Genomic DNA, 24,205 nt, shown 5'->3' on the forward strand with positions numbered 1-24,205 from the left:
GAGTGGTGGGTGATGACGGGATCGAACCGCCGACCCTCTGCTTGTAAGGCAGATGCTCTCCCGGCTGAGCTAATCACCCTTCGTCTCGGTGTGGCGCGCATTCTACGGAGCGTCCCGCACCCTGGCAAGCACTTTTTAAACTTTTTGCAAAAAAAACCTCAGGCCTTTCAAAGACCTAGCGTTGTCGGCCGATTCTTTCATGCATAAGCCACTGCTGGCCCTCTGACAGGGCTGGCCTCAACTCACCGCTCGGAGAATAATGCCCGCCTTATGCATTAAGGAGAGATTGCCCCTCATGTGGTTCAAGAACCTGCTGACCTACCGCCTGACCCAGGAAGTTCCGTTCGAGCCTGAAGCGCTGGAAGCCGCCCTGGCCAGCAAGCCGGCCCGCCCCTGCGCCAGCCAGGAGCTGACCACCTATGGTTTCGTCGCGCCGTTCGGCAAAGGCGAAGACGCTCCCCTGGTGCATGTCAGCGGCGAGTACCTGCTGATTGCCGCGCGCAAGGAAGAACGCATCCTGCCGAGCAGCGTGGTCAACGACGCGGTCAAGGAAAAGGTCGAAGAGATCGAGACCGAGCAAATGCGCAAGGTCTATAAAAAGGAACGCGACCAGATCAAGGACGAAATCATCCAGGCGTTCCTGCCGCGTGCGTTCATCCGCCGCTCGATGATCTTCGCTGCCATTGCCCCGCGCCTGGGCGTGATCCTGGTCAACTCGGCCAGCGCCAAGCGCGCCGAAGACCTGCTGTCGACCCTGCGTGAAGTGATGGGCTCGCTGCCGGTGCGCCCGGCCACGGTGAAGATTGCGCCGGTAGCCACCATGACCGACTGGGTCAAATCGCAGCAAGCCGCCGAAGGCTTCTATGTGCTGGACGAGTGCGAACTGCGTGACACCGCCGAAGATGGCGGTATCGTGCGTTGCAAGCGCCAGGACCTGACCGGCGAAGAGATCCAGTTGCACCTTTCCACTGGCAAGGTGGTGACCCAGCTGGCCCTGGCCTGGCAAGACAAGCTGTCGTTCGTTCTCGACGACAAGATGGTCATCAAGCGCCTGAAGTTCGAAGAGCTGCTGCAGGAGCAGGCCGAGCAGGACGGTGGCGATGAGGCTGCGCAGCAGTTCGATGCCAGCTTCCAGCTGATGATGATGACCTTTGCCGAATTCCTGCCGGTGCTGTTCGAGGCGCTGGGTGGGGAAGAGATCCCGCAAGGGGTCTGATTGGTATGAAATGCAGGTGCTGGCCTGAATCGTTTTCTGCCAGCACCGGCCTCTTCGCGGGTAAACCCGCGCCTGCAAGTGGACGTGGTAACCCCTTGCAGGCGCGGTCTTGCCCGCAAGGCCGCAGACAGGCACCATGGTGCCCACGGTGAGGACGACCTCACGACGCACCGCGTGACCACTCCGGGGACGGCCCCATCATTCAAACGATGGAGACACACTCATGTCCTGGATCATCCTGTTTTTCGCCGGCCTGTTCGAGGTCGGCTGGGCCGTCGGCCTCAAATACACCGACGGTTTCACTCGACCGCTACCCACTGTCCTTACCGTCGGCGCCATGGTCATCAGCCTGGGCCTGTTGGGCCTGGCCATGAAGGAATTGCCGCTGGGCACCGCCTATGCCATCTGGACCGGCGTAGGCGCAGTCGGTACGGTCATCGCCGGGATCATTCTGTTCGGCGAGTCCATGGCCCTGGTGCGGCTGGTCAGCGTGGCGCTGATCGTCTGCGGCCTTGTGGGCCTGAAAGTCAGCGCCAGCTAACCCCTATCGCAGATGGCCGCGCAGGCGGCTGACCTGTTCGCGCAACACTTCAGGCTGCGCCGCCTCCACCGGGACGGCGGCGCCTGCCACGATGGTCACCCGCGACCACAGGCGCTTGAAGAAACCCTTGGCCGGGTCACGGCTGAAGAAGCTTCCCCACAACCCCTGCAAGGCCAGCGGAATCACCGGTACCGGCGTTTCTTCGAGGATGCGGCTGACCCCACCCTTGAAGACATCGATTTCGCCATCGCCCGTCAGCTTGCCTTCCGGGAAAATGCACACCAGCTCGCCATCCGCCAGGTACTCGGCAATGCGCGCGAAGGCCCGCTCGTACGTCGCCTGGTCTTCGTTACGCCCGGCAATCGGGATGGCACCGGCAGTGCGAAACACGAAGTTGAGCACCGGCAGGTTGTAGATCTTGTAGTACATGACAAAGCGGATCGGCCGGCGGATAGCCCCGCCCAGCAGCAACGCATCGACGAACGACACGTGGTTGCACACTAGCAACGCTGCACCCTCGTCGGGGATGCGCTCAAGGTCTCGGTGCTGCACGCGGTACATCGAATGGCTGAGCAGCCAGATCAGGAAGCGCATGGTGAACTCGGGGACGATCCTGAAGATGTAGGTGTTGACCGCGATATTGAGCAGCGACACCACCAGGAAAAGCTGCGGGATGCTCAGCTTGGCCACGCCTAGCAGGATGATGGTGAGCACCGCCGACACCACCATGAACAAGGCATTGAGGATGTTGTTGGCCGCGATCACCCTGGCGCGCTCGTCCTCGGCCGTGCGGGCCTGGATCAACGCATACAGCGGCACGATGTAGAAACCGCCGAACACACCCAAGCCAATGATCGACAGCAAGATCCACCACGCCTGGCTCATGCCCAGCAATGCCAGCCAGTCGTGCGGCGCTGCTGCAGCCGGCACATCACCGGAGTGCCACCACCACAGCAGGCCGAACAGGGTCAGGCCGAACGAGCCGAACGGCACCAGGCCGATTTCCACCTTACGTCCACTGAGCCGCTCGCACAGCAGTGAGCCCAGGGCGATGCCCACCGAGAACAGTGTCAGCACCAGGGTCACCACCGTGCCGTCACCGTGCAGCCAATCCTTGGCATAGGCCGGGATCTGCGTGAGGTAGATGGCGCCGACAAACCAGAACCACGAGTTGCCGACGATCGAACGCGACACCGCCGGCGGCTGGCCCAGGCCCATGCGCAAGATCACCCACGACTGCTTGAAGATGTTCCAGTCCAGCGGCATTTGCGGCGAGGCGGCAGCAGCCCGGGGGATCCAGCGGCTGGCCAGATAGCCGAGTACCGCCGTGCCGACCACGCCACCGGCCACCACCGTTGCGTAACTGTCGGCCGACATCATCACCCCGGCGCCGATAGTGCCGGCGAGGATGGCGAGGAAGGTACCGGTTTCCACCAGCCCATTACCGCCCACCAGCTCTTCCTCGCGCAGGGCCTGCGGCAGGATCGAATACTTCACCGGGCCGAACAGCGCCGAGTGGGTCCCCATACCGAACAGCGCCACCAGCATCAGCGCCAGATGGTTGGTGACAAAGCCCAGCGCACCAATCGCCATGATCACGATTTCGGCCAGCTTGATTGCGCGGATCAGCGCATCCTTGGCGAACTTCTCGCCAAACTGCCCGCCCAGCGCCGAAAACAGGAAAAACGGCAGGATGAACAGCAAGGCACACAGGTTGACCCAGATCGATCGGTCACCATCGCCCAGGCTGAGCTTGAACAAAATCGCCAGGATCAGCGACTGCTTGAACAGGTTGTCGTTGAAGGCACCCAGCGACTGAGTGATGAAAAACGGCAGGAAACGCCGCTTGCCGAGCAAGGTGAATTGCGAAGAGTGACTCATCGTCCTTGGTCCTGAGGGCTTTTCAATTGGAGGCTCGCCAAGCGCGCCGGGCCACAAATCTGCATGGGAAATGCGCTGGCTGGCAAGCACCACCTCAGACATGGCCAGACGAGATTGCTATCAAGGACCTGCTGGCAGTTGCAGCACTGGCGCTAAGTCACTCGAAGCCAAACAACGCCCGCGCGGTATCCACCAAGAGTGCCTGGCGCAACTGCGCTGAACACCCCAAGGCCTCGAACTGTTCGACAGCGGTGCCGAAACTGACCTCCGACTCATGCTGGGTATGCGGCCAGTCACTGCCCCACATCAACCGCTCTGCGCCGTAATGGGCTTCCAGCGCGCACAGCGCCTGACGGGCGAATGCCAGGTTCTGTTCCGGCGAGCCCTGCAGCCGGTAGATGCCGGACACCTTCACCCATACCTTGCCCCGACCGCTCAGGGTGAGCAGTTCGGCAAACCCCGGCTGGCCCAGGCCAAGGCGGGCATCTGGCCGGCCGAAATGGTCAATCACGATGTCCAGGCCATAGGGCTGCAATGCCCGCACCAGCACTGGAATGTCCGCCACCTGACGGTGCAGTTCCACGTGCCACCCCTGCTCGCCGATGTGTTCCAGCAGCGGCCGCCACTGCGCGTCGGTCAGGTCAGGCATATCCTGCCCCATGAGGTTGAGGCGTACACCCCTTACCCCCAACCGGGCCATTTCCGCCAACGTCGCGCGCTCGACATCCCGCTCCAGCATCACCACCCCGCGCAGTTGCCCAGGCACGGTCTGCAAGGCGCTGAGCAAATAGCGGTTGTCGGTACCCAGGAAGCTGGGCTGGACCAGTACGCCATGGCTGAAACCATGAGCCCGCAGCCGGCCCAGGTAGTCGCCCAGCGGCGCATCGTAACTGGGCGCATAACGCCGCTGGCTGGCCAGGTTCAGGCCACGGCTGAACACGTGGGCGTGGCTGTCGATGGCGGTCAGGTGCAAAGCGGGTGCGTGGGGCATGGTTCTCATACAAACACGTTCAGGTTACTTGGCGACGGCACCGGCCGCTTCCGGCGCAGGTGCAGATTCAAGGTTGCGGCCACGGGTTTCGGGCAGGCACAGGGCTGCGATCACCGCAACGCCATACGCGATGCCGGCATCGATGCCGATGGCACTCCCCAGCGACATCGATTCGCTCATGTGCCCGACCAGGAAGGGGAACACGGCCGACAGCACGCGACCGAAGTTGTAGCAAAAGCCCACCCCGGCGCCGCGTACGTCAGCCGGGTACAGTTCATTGAAAAACGCGCCAAGGCTGGCCGGGATGCCGGCGGCGAAAAAGCCCAGCGGGAAGCCGAGGAACAGCATCTGGGTATTGCTCAGCGGGAAGAACACGTAGGCCTGCACGGTCAGTACACAGCACAGGGCGAACAGCAGGATGTTCTTGCGCCTGCCAATACGGTCGATCAGCAGGCCGCTGACCACGCAGCCACACCAGAAGGCCAGGATGATCACCGCCAGGTAACCGCCAGAGTTAAGCACCGAGAGGTTGCGCTCTGTCTTGAGAAAGGTCGGCAACCAGGTCATCACCGCGTGGTAGCCACCGTGGGCACCCAGGCCGAGCAAGCCGCCCAGCAGGGTCACACGCAGCAGTTCCGGGCGGAAGATGCCAGCCATCGACTGCAAGAAGCTGGAGGGGATGGCTTTTTCTTTCTGCAGGCGCTGGAAACTGTCCGGCTCAGGCACGTTGCGGCGTACCCAGATGATCAGCAGCGATGGCAGCAGACCGACGAAGAACATCACCCGCCAGGCAAACTCCTGCGGTACCAGTGAGTAAATCAGCGTAAACAGTGCCACCGCCAGCCCCCACCCCACAGCCCAGGCACTCTGCACCGTACCCATGACTTTGCCGCGATACCTGGGGTTGATGGTTTCGGCCATCAGCACAGCGCCGGCTGCCCATTCGCCACCAATGCCAAAGCCTTGCATGGCCTTGACGAACAGCAACGGGTAGAAACCGGTGACGAATGCCGAAAGGAAGGTAAAGAACGAGAACCAGAGAATCATCCATTGCAGGGTACGCACGCGACCATAGCGGTCGGACAGGGTGCCACCCAGCCAGCCGCCGATTGCCGAGGTCACCAAGGTCAGGCCACTGATCAGGCCGGCGTCGCCCTTGGTCAGGGAGAACGCGGCGATCAGCGCGGGGATGGCCAGGCCGAACATCTGCACTTCCAGCGCATCGAGCGACCAGCCGCCGAAACAGGCCCAGAATGTCTTGCGTTCCCGTGAGGTGATCTCGCGATACCAGCTGAACATGATTGTTATCCTTCTAGTCGTGGGTGTGACGGGCAGGCGAAGCCACTGCGCCGTGGCAGCACGGCGCAGACAGGTAAAAGGGTGAAGCGACCGGTTCAGCGAATGTCGATGCGGTAGCGGAAGTGCTGCGCATGGCCGCGCGAGCGGCGCCATTCCAGAGGTTTGCCGGCGTAATCCCGGGCCAGGCGCTCGATCACTACCACCGGGCTGTCGGCCGGCAGTTGCAGCAAGCGGCCATGCACCGCGTCGACCGCTTCGGCGGTCAGGGTCTCTTCGGCGTAGGCGACCACCTGACCGCACAGCGCTTCGTAGATCGGGTACAGCAGTGGACCCTTGCTGTTCAAATCCACGTCCAGCAGCGGCTGGAAGGTTTGACGCGGCAGCCAGATCTCTTCAGCCAGCACCGGCTCGGCGCCAAGCAGACGGGTGCGAACGATGCGGATCACATCAGCCTCCCCCGCCAGGCCCAATGCCTCGGCCACCGCCGAAGGCGCCGGAAGCGGCTCGATAGAGAGAATGCGGCTTTCCGGCACCACGCGCTCGCCATTGGCGGCTTCGAAACGGAAGAAGCGGAACAGCGACGACTGGAACTGCGGGCGGCGAATGAAGGTGCCGCGACCCTGCTGACGCTCCAGCACGCCTTCGGCTACCAGCACATCGACAGCCTTGCGCACGGTGCCGATCGACAGGTCGAACTCGGTGGCCAAGGCTGCTTCGGTCGGGATCGCTTCCCCCGGACGCCAGCGGTTGTTGGCAATTTGCGCGACCATGTGGTCGCGCAGTTGTTGGTAGCGGGGCAGTCGAGCATCACCGGTCAATGGGTGCATGGGTCTCGCTCTCGTTTTGTTATATAAACATCTATATGAATTTTTCAAGAGTATTCCCCCAGCCTGTCGGGCTGTCAATCCTCCGCCCGTCGCCCTTTTGCTTGTGACGCGGCCTTGTGTCGCGGAGGGCTGTGAAGCGGCCGGAGAATTCCCGCATTCACTCGAATGTTGTCGGTGCTGCTGCAAGGGCCGCTTGTGGCTTATGCTTGTGCCCGGCAAACCCGCATAACAAGGACGTGGCAATGCTCGCCGCCATAAAACGCTACCCGCACACCGTTCGCCTGCTGCTCACCACCACCTTCACGCTTACCATCGCCCGCGCCCTCACCCTGCCCTACCTGGTGGTTTACCTGGCAGACAATTTCCAGCTGCCGATCAGCCAGATCGGCCTGCTGATCGGTGGCGCGCTGATCGTCGCCTCGCTATTGAGTCTGTACGGTGGCCATCTGGTCGACACCTTGAGCAACCACGCGCTGGTCAGCATCAGTACCCTGCTGTTCGCCCTGGCCTTCGTCGGCGCGGTCGCCAGCCGTTCGGCACTGCCGTTCTTCTTTTGTCTGGTGTTGATCAACCTGGCTCTGGCAGTGGTCGACATCGCCGCCAAGGCGGGCTTCTGCGCGTTGTTGCCAGTGGATGAGCGGGCCGAGGTTTTCGCCATCAAGTACACCCTCAGCAACGTTGGCTACGCCGCCGGCCCGTTGCTGGGCGTGGCCATGCTTGAACTGAACGACCATGTGCCGTTCCTCGCCTCTGCCCTGCTTGGCCTGGCCATGTGCCTGGCTTATTGGCGCCTGGGTGATCGCAGCCTGCAGGCCCGCGCGCCGGACAAACCTGCGGCCGGCTTCGGCCAAGTGGCGCTGGGGCTGGCGCGGGATCGTCGGCTGGTGTGCTTTACCGCGGGAGGGGTGCTGAGCGCGGTGGTGTTCGGCCAGTTCACCGCCTACCTGTCCCAGTACCTGGTGGTAACCAGCAACCCCACCGCAGCCGCACGGCTGATCGGCTATCTGGTCACCACCAACGCCGTGACGGTCATTGCCTTGCAGTATCTGATTGGCCGGCGTATCAGCCGCCAGCGCCTGATGCCGTGGCTGTTGGCCGGCATGGGCCTGTTTATCGCCGGCTTGCTGGGTTTTGCAATGGCTGGCTCGGTGCTGGCCTGGTGCCTGGCGATGCTGGTGTTCACGCTGGGTGAAATCATCGTGATCCCGGCCGAGTACATGTTCATCGACCTGATTGCACCGGAGCACTTGCGCGGGGTGTATTACGGCGCACAGAACCTGTCCAATCTGGGGGCGGCGCTGGGGCCAGTGATGGTGGGGTTTGCACTGGCACACCTGTGGCCAGGGGCGGTCTTCTACCTGCTGGTGTTGTCGGTGATACTGGCAGGGGTGTTTTACGGGTTGGGTACCCGCAGGGTTTGATGTTGCCTGTTCCTGCCTATTCGCGGGTGAACCCGCTCCTACAACCATCGTCTGCGCTGACGAAGCGGCACTTGCGTGCCAGACTGATTGATCGGGACCGCGTTACCTTTTTGCTTCGGAGTCTTCATGTCGTTGTCCAGCGGGCTGATCGCCGTGGTCGCCCTGGCCTATATGGCCATCATGTTCGCCATCGCCTTCTACGGCGACCGTCGCAGCACGCCCTTGCCGCCAAAGCTGCGCGCCTGGGTGTACAGCCTGTCGCTGGCCGTGTACTGCACCAGTTGGACCTTCTTCGGCGCGGTGGGCCAGGCCGCCGAACAGCTTTGGGCGTTCCTGCCAATCTACCTGGGCCCGGTACTGCTGCTGATCTTCGCGCCTTGGGTGCTGCAGAAGATGGTGCTGATCAGCAAGCAGCAGAACATCACCTCGATCGCCGACTTCATTGCCGCGCGCTACGGCAAGTCGCAGACCCTGGCAGTGGTGGTGGCGCTGATCTGCCTGGTCGGCGTGCTGCCGTACATCGCCTTGCAGCTCAAGGGCATCGTACTGGGCGTGAACCTGCTGATCGGCGCCAACGCCGATGCCACCGGCACCCGCGTGCAGGACACCGCGCTGGTGATATCGCTGGTACTGGCGCTGTTCGCCATCGTCTTCGGTACCCGCAGCCTGGATGTGACCGAGCACCACCGCGGCATGGTCCTGGCGATCGCCTTCGAATCAATGATCAAGCTGCTGGCGTTCCTTGCCGTGGGCATCTTCATCGTTTTCAACCTGTATGACGGTTTCGACGACCTGTTCAGCCAGGCCCGCCAGTCGATCCACTTGCAGGACTATTGGAAAGAAACCATCAATTGGCCGTCCATGGTGGTGCAAACCGCCGTGGCGATGATGGCAATCATCTGCCTGCCCCGGCAGTTCCACGTTACCGTGGTGGAGAACATCGAGCCGCAGGACTTGCGCCTGGCGCGCTGGGTATTCCCCATGTACCTGGCATTGGCCGCGCTGTTCGTGGTGCCGATTGCCCTGGCCGGGCAGATGCTGCTGCCAGGCACGGTGATCTCCGACTCGTTCGTCATCAGCCTGCCGCTGGCAGAGGCGCACCCGAGCCTTGCCCTGCTGGCGTTCATCGGCGGCGCCTCGGCGGCCACCGGCATGGTGATCGTCGAGGCCGTGGCGCTGTCGACCATGGTGTCCAACGACATGCTGCTGCCCTGGCTGCTGCGCCGCAATAACGCCGAGCGGCCTTTCGAAGCATTCCGCCACTGGATGCTTTCGGTACGCCGGGTAACCATCGTGGTGATCCTGCTGCTGGCCTATGTCAGCTACCGCCTGCTGGGTTCCACCGCCAGCCTGGCGACCATCGGCCAGATCGCCTTTGCAGCCGTGACCCAGCTCACCCCGGCCATGCTTGGCGCGCTGTACTGGAAGCAGGCCAACCGTCGCGGTGTGTTCGCCGGCCTGGCCGCCGGCATTTTCCTGTGGTTCTACACCTTGGTGCTGCCGATTGCCGCGCACAGCCTGGGCTGGTCGTTGCAGTTGTTCCCTGGCCTTGCGTGGCTGCATGGCAACCCGCTGAACCTGCCGATCAGTCCGCTGACCCAAGGTGTGGTGCTGTCACTGGCAGGCAACTTCACCCTGTTCGCCTGGGTTTCGGTGCTGTCGCGCACACGGGTTTCCGAGCACTGGCAGGCCGGCCGCTTCATTGGCCAGCAGACCAGCGCGCGGCCCAGCAGCAAGCCGCTGCTGGCGGTGCAGATCGACGACCTGTTGACCCTGGCCTCGCGCTTTGTCGGAGAAGAGCGCGCACGGCAGAGCTTCATCCGCTTTGCCTACCGCCAGGGCAAGGGCTTCAACCCGAACCAGAACGCCGATGGCGACTGGATCGAGCACACCGAACGCCTGCTGGCCGGGGTGCTCGGCACCTCCTCGACCCGCGCCGTGGTCAAAGCGGCCATCGAAGGCCGCGACATGCAGCTGGAAGACGTGGTGCGCATCGCTGACGAAGCCAGTGAGGTGCTGCAGTTCAACCGCGCCCTGCTGCAAGGCGCCATCGAAAACATCAACCAAGGCATCAGCGTGGTCGACCAGAACCTGCACCTGGTGGCATGGAACCGCCGCTACCTGGAGCTGTTCAACTACCCGGACGGGCTGATCAGCGTAGGGCGACCGATTGCCGACATCATCCGCTACAACGCCGAGCGCGGCCTGTGCGGCCCCGGCGAAGCGCAGGTGCATGTGGCGCGGCGGCTACACTGGATGCGCCAGGGCCGCGCGCACTCCTCAGAGCGGCTGTTCCCCAATGGCCGGGTGATCGAGCTGATCGGCAACCCCATGCCGGGCGGCGGCTTTGTCATGAGCTTCACCGACATCACCCCGTTCCGCGAGGCCGAGCAGGCCCTGCGCGATGCCAACGAACGCCTTGAGCAACGCGTGGCGGAGCGCACCCACGAACTGTCGCAGTTGAACCAGGCGCTGTCCGAAGCCAAAAGCCAGGCCGAAGCGGTGAGCAAGTCCAAGACCCGCTTCCTGGCCGCCGTCAGCCATGACCTGATGCAACCCTTGAACGCCGCACGGCTTTTCTCTGCCGCCTTGTCGCAACAGGCCGAGGGCATGAACGAAGAGGCCCAGCAGCTGGTACAGCACATGGACAGCTCGCTGCGCTCGGCTGAAGAGCTGATCAGCGACCTGCTGGACATCTCGCGCCTGGAAAACGGCAAGATCACCCCGGATGCCAAACCCTTCGCCCTCAATGAGCTGTTCGACACCCTGGGCGCCGAGTTCAAGCTGCTGGCGGCCGAGAAGGGCCTGGAGTTCCGCCTGCGCGGCAGCCGCCTGCGGGTGGACAGCGACATGAAACTGCTACGCCGGGTGCTGCAGAACTTCCTCACCAATGCCCTGCGCTATGGCAAGAGCCCGATCCTGCTGGGCGCGCGCCGACAGGGCGAGCGCCTGTGGCTGGAGGTCTGGGACCGTGGCCCGGGCATTGCTGACGACAAGCTGCAAGTGATCTTTCAGGAGTTCAAGCGCCTGGACAGCCACCAGACCCGCGCCGAGAAGGGGCTAGGCCTGGGTCTGGCAATCGCAGACGGGCTGTGCCGGGTATTGGGGCATCCGCTGGAAGTGCGCTCATGGCCGGGCAAAGGCACGGTGTTCCGCGTCAGCGTACCGATTGCGCGCCAGGCCGCCGCGGCGCCAAGCGCCCCCGTGGAACAACAGGGCGGCCAGCCACTGGCCGGGCTACAAGTGCTATGCGTGGATAACGAAGACAGCATCCTGATCGGCATGAACAGCCTGCTAAGCCGCTGGGGTTGCCAGGTATGGACCGCGCGCAACCAGGCCGAATGCGAAGCCTTGCTGGCCAAGGGCATGCGCCCGCACCTGGCATTGGTGGACTATCACCTGGACGACGGCGAGACCGGCACAGGGCTGATGGGCTGGCTTCGTGCGCGGCTGGGTGAGCCAGTACCCGGTGTAGTGATCAGCGCCGACGGCAGCAAGGAAACCATTGCCCTGGTACACGCATCAGGCCTGGACTACCTGGCCAAGCCGGTCAAGCCGGCGGCCTTGCGCGCCCTGCTCAATCGCCATCTGAGCCTGGCTCAGTAACCGCTACGTCGGGCAGCGCTTCGTCGGACAGCGCCCGCTCCAGCAGGTCTGCCGGCAAGCTCTTGCTGGCGCGGGCCCCCAGCAGCTTCAGCTGCTCGCTTCGGCTGACCAGGTTGCCACGCCCTTCGCACAGCTTGTTGCGCGCTGCGGCATAAGCCTTGTCCACCTGCTGCAGGCGGCTGCCCAGCTCGTCCAGGTCCTGGATGAACAGCACGAATTTGTCGTAGAGCCAGCCGGCACGCTCGGCAATCTCGCGGGCGTTCTGTCCTTGACGTTCCTGCTTCCACAGGCTGTCGATGACCCGCAAGGTCGCCAGCAACGTGGTAGGGCTGACAATCACGATCTGCCGGTCGAAGGCCTCCTGGAACAGGTTCGGCTCGGCCTGCAGGGCCGCCGAGAAGGCCGCCTCGATGGGCACGAACAACAACACGAAATCCAGGCTGTGCAGGCCTTCGAGGCGGCTGTAGTCCTTGCTCGACAGGCCTTTGACGTGGCTGCGCAGCGACTGCACATGCTGCTTGAGCGCGGCTTCGTCGTTGCCGGCAACGAACTGCTGGTACGCCGTGAGGCTGACCTTGGCGTCCACCACCACCTGCTTGTTGCCGGGCAGCATGATCAGCACATCCGGCTGGAAGCGCTCGCCGTCGGCGCTTTTCAGGCTGACCTGAGTCTGGTATTCGCGGCCCTTTTCCAGGCCGGCATGCTCCAGCACACGTTCGAGGATCAGCTCCCCCCAGTTACCTTGGGTCTTCTGGCCTTTCAAGGCCTGGGTAAGGTTGGTGGCTTCGTCGGACAGACGCAGGTTGAGCTGTTGCAGGCGCTCCAGCTCCTTGCCCAGCGAGAAGCGCTCGCGGGCCTCTTGTTGGTAGCTTTCCTCCACGCGTTTTTCGAAGGCATGGATGCGCTCCTTGAGCGGGTCGAGCAACTGGCCCAGGTGCTGCTGGCTGGTCTGGGCGAAGCGCTGTTCGCGCTCGTCGAAGATTTTGGTGGCCATGTCGGCGAACTGGGCGCGCAAGGTGTCACGGGCCTCCTGCAGGTCTTCCAGACGTTGCTGGTGGCTTTCCTGCTGTTCACGCAGTTCTGCGTCCAGGCGCGCCGTTTGCGCCTCCAGGCGGCGCAGTTCGGCTTCGCGGTTGGCGCGTTCAAGGCTCCAGGCGTGGGCGGCGTCACGGGCATTGTCGCGGTCGATCTGCAGCAGCTCCAGCTCACGGCCTTGGGCGGCCAGCTGGGCCTGTTTGACGGCATTGGCTTCACTGAGGTCGCTGACCTCGTCGCGACTGGCATCCAGTTGCGCCTGCAGACCGGCCTGGGCCAGCTGGGCAGCGTTGAGGCGCTCTTCGAGCAAGGCCTGCTCACCTTGCCGTGCGCCCTGGCGGCGCTGCACCTGCATGACCCACACCAGACAGGGTATTGCGCCTGCCACCAAGCCCAGCAGAATGCTGGCCAGATCCACTGTCATGCTTACCCCGAACGCTCTGATGCAAATTGAGTGCAGCTTATCAGCCTGACTGGTGTGTTGCCTGCATCGACCTCTTCGCGGGCAAGCCCGCTCCCACAGATGGAAGCAACTGTCTTGCTCAAAATCTGAAAAGCCTGCGCGGTCGCCTGTAGATGGGTTTACCCGCGAAAGGACCGGGCCTGCTGGCCAATTATCACCCGCCGTCCACCTTTGCTGCTGCTACCGTATTCGCGGGTAAACCCGCTTCTGCAAGTGCCGCGCAAGCCTGAAGACAGAGGTAACCCGGTGGGAGCGGGCTTGCCCGCGAAAGGGCCCGCGCAGGCAACAGCGCTCAGGCAGCAAACCACTGTCGCAGCAACCGGCGCGCTTCCTGCGACCCCTGCCCTGCGGCAAGCTCGAGCCAATAGCGCGCCTGCTCCGGCTCGTTGTGCTGACACAGCCGAGCGTACTCCAGCTGCGCCCGCCGATCCCCTGCGCGGGCTGCCTGACGCAGCAGCTCATGGCCAATACGGCGGTCGCGGGCGTTGCCACAATCGCGGCACAACATCTGCCCCAGTCGGCTTTGCGCCACTACCACCCCCTCGCGCGCCGGCTGCTTCAAAAGGTGCCCGGCCAGGTGCTTGACCTGAGGTTTGTCGCCCAGGCGCGGGCTGTCGAGCAACCACAGGGCCACTTTCAGGGAAAAGCGTTTAGCGGGAGGTGCAAGTGTCGATGCAGTGGGGCTGGCGAGGTGTTTACCGCGAAACTTCATGAGCAACAGGTTTGGTGACTCGAAAGGCGCGCCACTCTACTCTTTTTTTTTCGCCTTGGCCTGTCGATTTCTGGCGGATTGAAAAAAAATTCAATGATCTTTTCTTGACGTTTTCAGGTGGATGACCAACCGGTCTGCTGGAGCATGACGATTGTCGGACAGTTCATCCCATTGCTGGCACGCCCGTGCTAGAGCAAGCGCTCGGGACAATCCACAGTTCCTGTGGATAACTCGGTGGACAACCCCCTCTCACACCCCTCAAACCCCCATGAATTGGGGGTTTTGGTCAAACTGACGATTTTTTCACCAGCTAAAAATAGTGTTTTTTTTCATTGACTTAACCACGCAGTCAAGGCATTGGCGAGGCTGCGGGGTGGTGTTGCCAAGCCGTTACAAGCGCTGCCCCGAATGTGAACAAGTGCACCATAAACCTCCATTTGGGTGCCCGAAAAGGGCACATCGGCCGGCATTTGGGCCATTTACCCCCTCTTCCCAGCAGCGAGAATTCGCGCCATACTGCGCGGCTCACCTGAACAAACGTAGTGCTTGCCAAACATCTGCACTTCCGGTAAGGTGCCCCTCGTTAGTACCAAGCTGAAAGTCAATTCTGGCCGCAAGCGTCCTTGCAGACTCGCTCCCCCAAAAGCAGCTCTGCTGAAACCAGGACCGGCCCATTCAATGGTTCACTCGCCAGCCTAGCGCTGCGCAAGCACGAATCACATGACAGATTGATCAGGATCCCACCTCGACGGCCTAGAACCTTGGCCCCGGCGTGCTGCCTGCCTTCCGAAGTACCTACCAGTCAGCCCAAGCGCCTACATTTGATTGCGCCCCCTCTGGCTGCCCTGTTCCAGTCAGGTTCGTTCGTCCCTTAATAAAGGCGTCACTGGAACGTTTCTATCATGCACGGATCATATCCCCCGTGTTTAAAGCAGGAACCTCCAACAATATGCAAACTCATCATCAGATTCAGGCTGCCATTGGCACCCTCTCCCAGGCCTTCTCGCCGTTGAAGTGCCTTATCGTTGCCCCACGCAAGGGCAGCTTCAGCTTCACCCTGGTAGACGAACACGGCGTTGCCTGCCATACCGAACGCCTGTACCACGAGCAGTACAGCCGCAACGAACCGCTGCAGGCGGTGATCGCCCGGACTCGTCAGTCGCTCACCGCGTGACCGGCGAATACCGGTGTATTCAAGCGCTGAATCATCCCATCGCAAGTCTGCCTGAACGCTCGCGGCGTAATTGCCGTAGGGCATATAGCCCGGAGCATCAGGCAGCAATCGATTTAAAAACAGCTCTTTACACCACGATTATCACACTACACTTCAACTCGAGCGGTGCTTTCCGCTCCCGGCGGGCCTGATCATTCACCAGCTGCCAAGCTCCAGCGCCCGTCCGGCCCTTACCTGCTCGAGGGCATCATGGGTATTGCGGCGAATGAATTGTGTCAGTATGTGATCCGACCCACCTTGGTCTACCTGAACCGTCACTGCGCCAGCGCCGAAGCCTTGTTACTGGGCATCGCTGCCAGCCAGTCAGCCCTCGGCTCAGCCCTGCATGACCGACGCGGGCACGGTCTTTACCGTATCGGTGAACAGCGTCACCAGGCGCTCTGGGACGATTACCTGGCCCGTGATCCCGACCTGGCCAGCCTGGTCCGCGGCCTGGCCAGCCAGCACGCCTTCCTTGGTGGCCCGCACCTGGAGCTCACCGTCAACCTGCGCTATTCCACCGCCATTGCCTGGATGCTCATCGAAGAGCAGGCCACACCATTGCCTGCGGCGGACGATCTATTGGCACTGGCGCGGATCTGGCGACAGATTTTCAACCCCCAAGGTCGCCTGCGCGACTTCACTCACGCCTGGCAGGCCTGCATAGATCAGAAAATGCCACAGGCATCTTGAGACGCGTCCTACAACTAAACCGGAAAAAAGGGAATTTTGGTCGGATTGTCCTACAAAACAGCTCTAACTCCTGCGATTGAGCCTATAGCGCAGCGCGTGATTTGTTGGTAGCTTTTCGCCCCGGAGATCCCAAGGAGTTTTCTAATAATGAAAAAAGTAATGCTCAAAACCTCCCTCGGCGTAGCTGTTGCGCTTGCTTCCAGCCAACTGTTCGCCGCCGGGTTCGCGCTGAACGAACAAAGTATCAGCGGCATGGGAACCGGTTTCGCGGGGCGCTCGTCTTCTGCCGAAGATGCCAGCACTGTGTATGGCAACCCGGCCGGCATGTCCCGCCTCAAACGCGAACAATTCACCGTGGGCGGCGCTGCCGTCATCGCTAAGACCGATATATCGGGCCCAGGCAGCAACTTCGGGGGGGAAACCGATGGTGACATGGTGCCTGTCGTTGGCGTACCCATGGGTTACTACGTCAAGCCGATCGATGACCACTGGAGCGTCGGTTTTGGTGTCTACGTACCGTTCGGCCTGGTAACCGACTACGGCAGCGACGATGCCGCGCGCTACTGGGGCAAGAAGAGTAAGGTCGAGGTTGTCACCTTCCAGCCAACCGTCAGCTACGCCTTCAACGACAAGGTGTCGATCGGTTTTGGCCCGACCATCAACCGCATCAAGGGTGAACTGGGTTCGAACCTGAGCAGCAAGGCCTTCCCCGGGGTTGTGGGTGGCGGCCCTGATGGCGAAGTCAAAATCAAGGGCGACGACACCGCTATCGGCTACAACATCGGCGTCCTTGTTCAAGCCACAGATCGCACCCGCCTGGGCCTGACCTACCACTCGATGGTCGACTACAAGCTTGAAGGCGATACCCGTGTTTCCTACCCGGTTGCCCTTGCTGGTCTCAGTGGCAAGTTCGACGCCAGCCTGAAAATCAAGACACCAGAGTCCGTAGACTTCTCGGTCACGCATGAACTGGATGACCACTGGACACTGTATGCGGGGAGCACCTGGACGCGCTGGAGCCGCCTGGAAAGCATCGTCGTCAAAAACGAAGCACTAGCAAGCTACCCGCTGCAGACCATCACCGAGGAACAGAACTGGCATGACACCTGGGCACACGCCATCGGTGCTGCCTACAAGGTGAACAAGGAATGGACCCTGCGTGCAGGCTTCTCCGTCGATCAGTCGCCCACCAACAACCATGATCGCTCGCCACGTATTCCTACCGGCGACCGCAAAGCGGTTAGCTTTGGTGCCGGCTGGAGCCCGAACGATGACATGACCATCGATGTTGCCTACTCCTATCTGTGGGAAGAGGACACCAAGGTCAATAATCAGCCAGACTCACTGACGGAAGGCGCCTTGAAAGGCAGCTACCAGGCCAAGTACGAGAACAGCGCTCACGGCATCGGTGCTTCCCTCACCTACCGCTTCTGATTCTTGCGCGTTACATGAAAACCGCCTTCGTGGCGGTTTTTTTCATGCCTGCACTTTTGCCAGCTGTCGCCCGGGCACTACCCAGGCACCCAATGCCAGGTTCGAGGTACGATGCCATCTAACTCAGGGCATCGATATCGTCGCGGATCAATACACTGCCGAATGCCGCTTCGAAGCACAGGCCGTCCAGCTGGCGATGCCGGTGCAGCCTGGTTACTGCTGAGAGGCGATGGCCTTTTCGATAGCGGCGCGGAACGCGGGATCATCCGGTTTGGTCAGGCTGGAGAAGTTACCGATCACCTTGCCCTTGCGGTCGACAACATACTTGTAGAAATTCCACTTCGGTGCACTGCTCTGGCTGGCCAGCTCCGCGAACAGCGGTATCGCATCCTTGCCCCGCACCGCCTGCGTCTTGGTCATGGTGAAGGTGACACCGTAGTTGGCATAGCAAACCTTGGCCGTCTTCTCACTGTCGGCGTCCTCCTGCTTGAAGTCATTGGACGGCACGCCGAGCATTTCCAGCCCTTGCTCGTGATATTCCTTGTACGTCGCCTCAAGCCCCTCGAACTGCGGGGCAAAACCGCAATAACTGGCAGTGTTCACTACCACGAGCGGCTTGCCGGCAAAGCGCTCGCACAGCTCGACCTGCCCCTTGCCGCGCAATTCCGGCAGGCTGCCCTGCAACAACGCCGGGCAATCCGCTGCCCAGCTCGATGTACTGGCAAGCAGGGCCAGCACCGGCACCGTCAACCAATGTGCACGCATGACTCGTTTCTCCCGCATGACAATCCTTGAGCTTGCAGGGTAGCGCCTAACACACACTCATGCCCAGTTGCATCAGCGCCATCCCACCCTGATGCCAGCCCCACCACACCAGTGCCAGCAGCAGCAAAGCGGCAATAGCCAACAGGCCGCGTATCAGGTAGCGGTTCATGCAGCCTGGGCCTGCAGGCGTGAGACCGGGCGTTCACGCACCGGCCAGTTAAGGGCAGCGGCCAGCAAGCTGAGCAGGATGGAAATCTGCCAAACCAGGTCGTAGCTACCGGTGCGGTCATACACCACCCCTCCCAGCCAGCCTCCCAGGAACGCGCCCAACTGATGGAACAGGAACACGATACCGCCCAGCATGGACAGGTTGCGCACCCCGAACACGGTGGCCACGGTACCATTGGTCAACGGTACCGTGGACAACCACAGCAGGCCCATGGCAATGCCGAACAGGTAAGCACTGAACTCGCTCACCGGCGCCCACAGGAACAGCACGATCACCACCGCGCGCAGCAGGTACAACCCGGTCAGCAGGCGTGGCTTGGACATGCGCCCGCCCAACCAGCCAGCGGTGAAGGTACCGACGATGTTGAACAGGCCGACCAGCGCCAGCACTGTCGTACCGGTGGTCGCAGCCAGGTGCTGGTCAACCAGATAGGCCGGCAGGTGCACGCCAATGAATACGACCTGGAAGCCACAGACAAAAAAGCCCAGCGCCAGCAACCAGAAACCGGAGTGCGTGCACGCCTCGCGCAGCGCCTGGCCCAGGGTCTGCTCGCCACCGTGACTGGGTAACGGGCGATCGCGCAGTAAGCCGACGAAAGGCACGATGAACGCCACCATCAGCCCCAGCACCAGCAACGCTGCCGACCAGCCCAGCCACTGAATCAAGCCAAGGGTGCCCGGCAACATGGCGAACTGGCCGAATGACCCGGCGGCGCTGGCGATACCCATGGCCATGCTGCGTTTTTCGGCCGGCACAGCACGCCCGACCACACCGAGGATGACCGAGAACGACGTGCCGGACAGGCCGATGCCAATCAGCAAGCCCGCACTCAGCGACAACGACCAGGCCGAATCAGCCATGCCCATCAGGATCAAACCGACGGCATAGAGAATACCGCCGATGATGACCACCCGTGCCGCGCCAAGCCGGTCGGCCAAGGCGCCAGCGAACGGCTGCGCCAGCCCCCAGATCAGATTCTGCAGGGCAATGGCGAAGGCAAACACCTCACGCCCCCAGCCAAAGTCAGCACTCATCGGCGCCAGGAACAGTCCGAAGCCGTGCCGTACGCCCAGAGACAGCGCCAGTATCAAGGCCGCCCCCACCAATACCCATCCGCTGGTTCGCCACACCGAAGTCATTGTCGTTATCTCCAGCACATCGCAAGGTTTTTACGGGTATATACCCGCTTATAGTCGTATCAATTCAGGCCAGTTGTTCCAGCAGTCGTACCAGTTCATCCCGCTGCCCCACCCCAAGCCGTTCAACCAGTTCTTTCTGGGCCTGCTCCCAGGCTGGGTGGGCAACGTGCAGCAGTTGCTTACCCGCCTCGGTCAACAGCACCACGCGGTTACGCTGGTCGTCGCCATCGCCCAGAGCGACCAGCCCATCCGCCTCCAGCACACGCAGGTTGCGGCCCAGGGTACTGCGCTCGAGCCCCATGGCTTCGGCCAATGCTGTGATACTGGGCCGGTCGAGCCGCTGCAGGTGCCGCAGCAGGGAAAACTGGGCGACATTGACCCCAAAGCCGGCCAGGGCTTCGTCGTAATGCCGGCTCACCCCGCGGGCGGCACGGCGCAGATGGGTACAGATACATTCACTGGTCAGCATGGATACGTGTATATACCCGCGTACTGACTGTTGCAAGAAGTTTCACAAGGGATGAGAAGCGTCAGTCCGGGTTCAAGCGCCTGCGGATCGGCTCGAACTCAACCGTGGCCTGGCGCGCCAAGGGGTCTGGCGCGCCCTGCTCGATCGCCTGCCAGTAGCGCCACGGCACCTTCGCCGTGCCCAGTTCGTAGTCCATGCCATCCCAGTTGTCTTCACGGAAGCTATAGAACGCCCAGTGCAACCGGTTGCGATCCAGCACGACGAGCACATCTTCAAGATACTGCCGGCAACCCGGCAGCCTGCGCATGCAGCCAAACTCGCCCACCACCAGGCGAGAAAGCGGCACACCCATGGCTTCGGCCCATGCCAGCGGCTGGCGCAGATAGCGTTCAACTCGTTGCCCATCCCACAGCTGGGTCTGCCCGGCAAAAGGTACGGGACCTGGATAGGCAATGGGATGTTTGCGCGCCATGTTCGGCGCACTGGTAGCGGCATAGGGCTCGTACATGTGCACGCTGTACAGCACTCGCGCATCTTCCAGTGGGGCTGGCCAGTAGCCGAACGCGTCTGCACCTGCATACCAGCCAGCATCGACCATGATCGGCGTATCAGCGTCTTCTTCGCGAATGGCCGCTATCAGTTGCCGGTACAGCAAGGGCAGATCGCGCGCACCGCCCTGCTCTTGCGCATACCACTGCTGCATCTGCCCACGTTCGGCATGTTCAGCCAGGCCGCTCTGTTTCTCCGGTGCTGGCTCATTGATCAGGTTGTAAGCAGCGATGGCCGGATGGTGCTTCAGTTCGCGCGCCATATCTCGCCAGAAGGCCGCAGCCTGGGACCAGTAGCGTTTGTCTTGCCACAGGCGATCATCGAACTGGCCCTGATTGTTTTGCGCCCAGCGCATACCCGGTAGCGAGAGTGGCGCGATGACCACCTTGAGCCCCGCCTGGTGCGCCCGGTCGAGGGTGGCACGCAGCACAGCCAGGTCGGCTTCGGGCAGGCCTTCATAGGTATCGGCGCTGCCGAGGAGGAAATCACGTTTCACCGGTTGCCATTTGTCGTACGACAGCCGCACCCAGGTGGCGCCGTACCCCCTCAGGGCATCGAAGTAGGCTTGATCGGGTGGCAGCCGGTTGAAGCTGTTGCCGCCGTGGCGTGGGGTGTCCCAGAACGCCATGAGGTCTGCCGCAGTGGTTGGGAGGGTGAACAGGACCAATAGACTGGCAAAGATCCAGTGACGCACGGGAAGCCTACCTGGTTGCATGAGGGGAGGCTGAGGATACGCCGACAAAGGAGATGCCGGCGCTATCGGACCGTTGCCAGAAGTTACTGGCCCCCCCCTTCCACCTATGAGGCCTTTCGCCAAAGCATTGCAAAGCAGCCCCGGAAGGGCCGTCCGGGCCAAGCGCTCAAAGCCCCAGCGCCAACCCGAGCACGACGGCAAGCTCCAGCAACTCCAGCAACGCACCCGCAGTATCCCCGGTTGTCCCGCCCAGACGCCGGCACATCAGATGCCGCAACCAGGCAAACACCGCCAGCGCCAGCAGCACGCTCCATCCGCCCAGGAACAGGCAGAACACCACACAAACCAGCAACACCCACCCGGCTGCACGCCGGGGCAAATGTTCGGCCAACGCCTGGCCCAACCCGCCCGGTCGCACATAAGGTGTGCCAAGGAACAGGCCCAACATCGCCGCCCGCCCGATCAACGGCGCCAGCAGCAATTGCGCCCCGACGCCCTGCCCGACCAGCACCCACAATGCGCAGAACTTCAGCAACAACACCAAGACCAGGGTGACCACGGCTATCGGCCCACTGCGCGGGTCTTTCATGATCCGCAAAGTGCGTTCACGGTCGCCGAAACCACCTAGCCAGGCGTCGGCACTGTCCGCCAGGCCATCCAGGTGCAAGGCACCACTGAGCAGTACCCACAACGTCAGCAGCAAAGCCGCGTGCAGCGGCGGCGGCGTGCCCTGTAGCAGATGACTGGCCAACCACAGCAGCAAGCCGAACAGCAGCCCGACCAGCGGGTAGTACAGCAGCGAACGCCCCACCTCACGCGGTGCCGGCATGCCCGGCAGGCTCACCGGCAGGCTGCTGAGAAACTGCAAGGCGATCCAGAACGGCAACATCTCAGGGTGCCTCGACCAGTTGCCCGTCGTCACCTGCCGCCAGCCGCATCAATGCGCCATGGCCAACCTCGACCTGCAGCAACTGCTCCCTGGGCAAGCCACGGGCACGGGCCAGTAACAGCCGCATCACGCCGCCATGGGTCACCAGCAGCACGCGCTTGCCGGCATGCTGAAGGCGCAAACGCTCGACCGCCGCCAGCACCCGTTCGGCGAACGCCTCGACCGGTTCGCCATTGGGCGGTGTGAAGGCGTAAGGGTCGGCCCAGAAACGCCCCAGTGCATCGGCCTGGTGCTCCATGATCTGCGCCGCAGTTTGGCCCTCCCAATCACCGAAGTGCAGTTCCTGCAGGGCGGGCTCACGCTGCACTGGCAGTTTCAATTGCGCACCCAGCTCATCGGCAAAACGCCCGCAGCGCTGCAGCGGCGAGCTGACCAGCACCTGCCATGGACCGGCGTCGGCCACGGCGCGGCGCATCTGCAGCCAGCCCTTGTCGGTCAAGGCATCATCAAGGCTGCCACGCAGGCCGCCCTGTTCCGTTTCACCATGGCGCAGCAAGTCGAGGATCATGCCGGGCGGTCCGCCACCGCGGCCTCGGCAAAGGTCGCCATCTGCCCATGCAGCGCACAGGCCAGGCGCAACAGCGGCACCGCCAGGGCAGCGCCACTGCCCTCACCCAGTCGCAAGCCCAAGGCCAGCAAGGGTTCGGCCTGCAGCGCAGCAAGCAAGCTCTTGTGCCCAGGCTCAGCACCCTGGTGAGCGAACAACAACCAGGCCCGACACTGCGGGTTGAGGCGCACTGCCACGAGCGCAGCGACACTGCAGATAAAGCCATCCACCAGCACCGCGACACCCGCCTGCGCGCAACCGAGGTAGGCACCGGCCAACGCCGCGATCTCAAAACCGCCAACACAGCCCAGTACCTGCAACGGATCTTCAGCACGCAGGCCATGCAGGCGCAGTGCCCTCTCGATGACTTCGGCCTTGTGCTGCACCCCGGCGTTGTCCAGGCCGGTACCCGGACCGCTCAGCGCCGACGCCGGGCACCCTAGCAGAACACTGGCCAAAGCTGCGGCGGCGGTGGTGTTACCAATGCCCATCTCGCCACCGATGAACAGCTGCGCGCCCTGTTCGGCAGCGCGCTGGGCACTGTCGCGGCCGGCCTGCAAGGCCGCTTGCAGCTGGTTTTCGCTCATCGCGGGTTGACGGGCAAAGTTGGCAGTACCGGCGCCCAGACGCAGATGGCGCACGCCGGGCAGCTCCAACTGCGCGTCAATGATGCCCAGGTCGACCACGTCCAGGCTGGCCTGCAGTTGCCGCGCCAGCACACTGATCGCCGCGCCCCCGCCGACGAAGTTACGCAGCATCTGCCCGGTCACCGCCTGCGGGTAGGCCGAGATGCCCTCCTCGACCACGCCGTGGTCGCCTGCAAAAATGGTGATGGCTACCTGATCCAGTGCTGGTCGTTCAAGGCCCTGAAGGCCAGCCAGCTGAATGGCCAGCTCTTCAAGTTGGCCGAGCGAGCCAGCAGGTTTGGTCAGTTGCTGCTGACGGGCTCGGGCCTGGTCCATGGCGGCGTTGTCGAGGGGTTGGCAGGCGTCACGCCACCAGGCTTGGGTCATAGTGCAGGTCCTTTGAGGATTAGGGGCAGGCCGGCCACGGTCAGCACGACACGCTGACAGCGTTCGGCCACAGCCTGGTGCAGCCAGCCGGCCAGGTCGACATAGCGCCGGGTCAGCTCGCCCATGGGCACCACGCCCAGGCCGGTTTCGTTACTGACCAGGATAAGGGTGCCAGGTAACTGTTCCAGGCACGCCAGCAGGGCATCACGCTCCTCGGCCAGGCGCTGGTCATCTTCGAGCATCAACAAATTGGTCAGCCACAGGGTCAGACAATCCACCAGCAGGCAGCGCCCTTCGGCCGCCTCGGCGCGCAGTACCGCAGCCAGGGCCAAGGGCTCTTCGATCAACCCCCAGTCATCCGGCCGACGCTGGCGATGCAGCAACACGCGTTCGTTCATTTCACCATCCAGCGGCTGGCTGGTGGCGATGTAGGTCACCGGCAAGCCGCTGGCACTGGCCAACTGTTCAGCCAGGCGGCTTTTGCCAGACCGGGCACCACCGAGGATCAGGTTACGCATA

General features: G+C 62.6%; 22 protein-coding genes and 1 tRNA gene. 7 read left to right on the top strand and 16 right to left on the bottom strand.

All coding sequences use genetic code 11. From position 1 onward, the window contains the following. Positions 1-3: 3 nt before the first annotated feature. Positions 4-79, bottom strand: a tRNA-Val gene (locus ACF8EA_RS14175). Between the two features lie 216 nt (positions 80-295). On the opposite strand from ACF8EA_RS14175, the gene rdgC reads away from it, so the two are divergent. Together rdgC and sugE are read left to right on the top strand one after the other, a co-directional pair. Continuing rightward, positions 296-1,216 (top strand): recombination-associated protein RdgC, encoded by a 921-nt coding sequence (rdgC, locus tag ACF8EA_RS14180; RefSeq protein ID WP_176685465.1) that lies wholly within the window; start codon positions 296-298, stop codon positions 1,214-1,216. 223 nt (positions 1,217-1,439) lie between these two features. Beyond that, complete coding sequence (gene sugE, locus ACF8EA_RS14185; protein WP_010952753.1) at positions 1,440-1,757, top strand: quaternary ammonium compound efflux SMR transporter SugE; 318 nt, start codon at positions 1,440-1,442, stop codon at positions 1,755-1,757. Between the two features lie 3 nt (positions 1,758-1,760). Here sugE and ACF8EA_RS14190 read toward each other — a convergent pair whose 3' ends face one another. From ACF8EA_RS14190 to ACF8EA_RS14205, 4 genes are all read right to left on the bottom strand, one after another. Next, the gene (locus tag ACF8EA_RS14190) at positions 1,761-3,638 is read right to left on the bottom strand and encodes an MFS transporter (RefSeq protein WP_028698006.1); all 1,878 of its coding nucleotides are present in this window, start codon (positions 3,636-3,638) and stop codon (positions 1,761-1,763) included. A gap of 157 nt (positions 3,639-3,795) precedes the next feature. Continuing rightward, positions 3,796-4,629, bottom strand: a complete 834-nt coding sequence (locus tag ACF8EA_RS14195) for an amidohydrolase (RefSeq protein WP_103443850.1) — start codon at positions 4,627-4,629, stop codon at positions 3,796-3,798. Between the two features lie 24 nt (positions 4,630-4,653). Then, positions 4,654-5,928, bottom strand: coding sequence for an MFS transporter (locus ACF8EA_RS14200; protein WP_021782503.1), 1,275 nt, complete (start codon positions 5,926-5,928; stop codon positions 4,654-4,656). Positions 5,929-6,023: 95 nt separating this feature from the next. Next, positions 6,024-6,755, bottom strand: coding sequence for a GntR family transcriptional regulator (locus tag ACF8EA_RS14205; protein ID WP_392522380.1), 732 nt, complete (start codon positions 6,753-6,755; stop codon positions 6,024-6,026). A gap of 242 nt (positions 6,756-6,997) precedes the next feature. On the opposite strand from ACF8EA_RS14205, the gene ACF8EA_RS14210 reads away from it, so the two are divergent. Beyond that, positions 6,998-8,176, top strand: coding sequence for an MFS transporter (locus tag ACF8EA_RS14210; RefSeq protein ID WP_392522382.1), 1,179 nt, complete (start codon positions 6,998-7,000; stop codon positions 8,174-8,176). Between the two features lie 126 nt (positions 8,177-8,302). Continuing rightward, entirely contained in the window at positions 8,303-11,782 is a 3,480-nt protein-coding gene (locus tag ACF8EA_RS14215) for a PAS domain-containing hybrid sensor histidine kinase/response regulator (RefSeq protein ID WP_021782506.1), read from the top strand. Here ACF8EA_RS14215 and rmuC read toward each other — a convergent pair. Both rmuC and ACF8EA_RS14225 read right to left on the bottom strand, forming a co-directional pair. Continuing rightward, positions 11,754-13,127, bottom strand: coding sequence for a DNA recombination protein RmuC (gene rmuC / locus ACF8EA_RS14220; protein WP_162149588.1), 1,374 nt, complete (start codon positions 13,125-13,127; stop codon positions 11,754-11,756). The genes ACF8EA_RS14215 and rmuC overlap by 29 nt on opposite strands. 445 nt (positions 13,128-13,572) lie before the next feature. Further along, on the bottom strand, positions 13,573-13,992 hold the full coding sequence (locus ACF8EA_RS14225; RefSeq protein WP_028698010.1) for a tetratricopeptide repeat protein: 420 nt from the start codon (positions 13,990-13,992) through the stop codon (positions 13,573-13,575). Between the two features lie 949 nt (positions 13,993-14,941). Between ACF8EA_RS14225 and ACF8EA_RS14230 the strand changes: the two genes are divergently transcribed. The 3 genes from ACF8EA_RS14230 to ACF8EA_RS14240 all read left to right on the top strand — a co-directional run bounded on the left by ACF8EA_RS14230 (position 14,942) and on the right by ACF8EA_RS14240 (position 17,332). Continuing rightward, the gene (locus ACF8EA_RS14230; protein WP_016501083.1) at positions 14,942-15,166 is read left to right on the top strand and encodes a hypothetical protein; all 225 of its coding nucleotides are present in this window, start codon (positions 14,942-14,944) and stop codon (positions 15,164-15,166) included. A 249-nt stretch (positions 15,167-15,415) separates the two neighbouring features. Continuing rightward, positions 15,416-15,898 carry a hypothetical protein gene (locus tag ACF8EA_RS14235; RefSeq protein ID WP_392522384.1) on the top strand — a complete coding sequence of 161 codons (483 nt, stop codon included), beginning with the start codon at positions 15,416-15,418 and terminating at the stop codon, positions 15,896-15,898. A 147-nt stretch (positions 15,899-16,045) separates the two neighbouring features. Next, positions 16,046-17,332: an OmpP1/FadL family transporter gene (locus ACF8EA_RS14240; protein ID WP_101196191.1), complete on the top strand. Its 1,287-nt coding sequence runs from the start codon at positions 16,046-16,048 to the stop codon at positions 17,330-17,332. Positions 17,333-17,545: 213 nt separating this feature from the next. Here the strand turns inward: ACF8EA_RS14240 and ACF8EA_RS14245 are convergent, their stop codons facing one another. From ACF8EA_RS14245 to cobU, 9 genes are all read right to left on the bottom strand, one after another. After that, positions 17,546-18,097 carry a glutathione peroxidase gene (locus ACF8EA_RS14245; RefSeq protein ID WP_014592086.1) on the bottom strand — a complete coding sequence of 184 codons (552 nt, stop codon included), beginning with the start codon at positions 18,095-18,097 and terminating at the stop codon, positions 17,546-17,548. A gap of 46 nt (positions 18,098-18,143) precedes the next feature. Continuing rightward, positions 18,144-18,266, bottom strand: coding sequence for a hypothetical protein (locus ACF8EA_RS14250; RefSeq protein WP_010952738.1), 123 nt, complete (start codon positions 18,264-18,266; stop codon positions 18,144-18,146). Further along, complete coding sequence (locus ACF8EA_RS14255; protein ID WP_103469341.1) at positions 18,263-19,465, bottom strand: MFS transporter; 1,203 nt, start codon at positions 19,463-19,465, stop codon at positions 18,263-18,265. The genes ACF8EA_RS14250 and ACF8EA_RS14255 overlap by 4 nt, the downstream gene beginning before the upstream one ends. A 64-nt stretch (positions 19,466-19,529) precedes the next feature. Then, the gene (locus ACF8EA_RS14260; protein WP_003252473.1) at positions 19,530-19,934 is read right to left on the bottom strand and encodes a MarR family winged helix-turn-helix transcriptional regulator; all 405 of its coding nucleotides are present in this window, start codon (positions 19,932-19,934) and stop codon (positions 19,530-19,532) included. A 61-nt stretch (positions 19,935-19,995) separates the two neighbouring features. Next, the gene (locus tag ACF8EA_RS14265) at positions 19,996-21,111 is read right to left on the bottom strand and encodes a glycoside hydrolase family 5 protein (RefSeq protein ID WP_392522442.1); all 1,116 of its coding nucleotides are present in this window, start codon (positions 21,109-21,111) and stop codon (positions 19,996-19,998) included. Between the two features lie 232 nt (positions 21,112-21,343). Then, positions 21,344-22,066, bottom strand: a complete 723-nt coding sequence (locus tag ACF8EA_RS14270; protein ID WP_319298467.1) for an adenosylcobinamide-GDP ribazoletransferase — start codon at positions 22,064-22,066, stop codon at positions 21,344-21,346. Between the two features lies 1 nt (position 22,067). Continuing rightward, a complete protein-coding gene (locus ACF8EA_RS14275; RefSeq protein WP_021782514.1) occupies positions 22,068-22,634 on the bottom strand; it encodes a histidine phosphatase family protein in 567 nt (188 codons plus the stop codon). Continuing rightward, positions 22,631-23,686, bottom strand: coding sequence for a nicotinate-nucleotide--dimethylbenzimidazole phosphoribosyltransferase (gene cobT / locus ACF8EA_RS14280; protein WP_392522387.1), 1,056 nt, complete (start codon positions 23,684-23,686; stop codon positions 22,631-22,633). The genes ACF8EA_RS14275 and cobT overlap by 4 nt, the downstream gene beginning before the upstream one ends. Further along, complete coding sequence (gene cobU, locus ACF8EA_RS14285; RefSeq protein WP_003252463.1) at positions 23,683-24,204, bottom strand: bifunctional adenosylcobinamide kinase/adenosylcobinamide-phosphate guanylyltransferase; 522 nt, start codon at positions 24,202-24,204, stop codon at positions 23,683-23,685. Before cobU ends, cobT begins: the two co-directional genes overlap by 4 nt. Between the last annotated feature and the right edge of the window lies 1 nt (position 24,205).

Source organism: Pseudomonas sp. YQ_5 (assembly GCF_043103305.1).
Taxonomy (GTDB): domain Bacteria; phylum Pseudomonadota; class Gammaproteobacteria; order Pseudomonadales; family Pseudomonadaceae; genus Aquipseudomonas; species Aquipseudomonas putida_Y.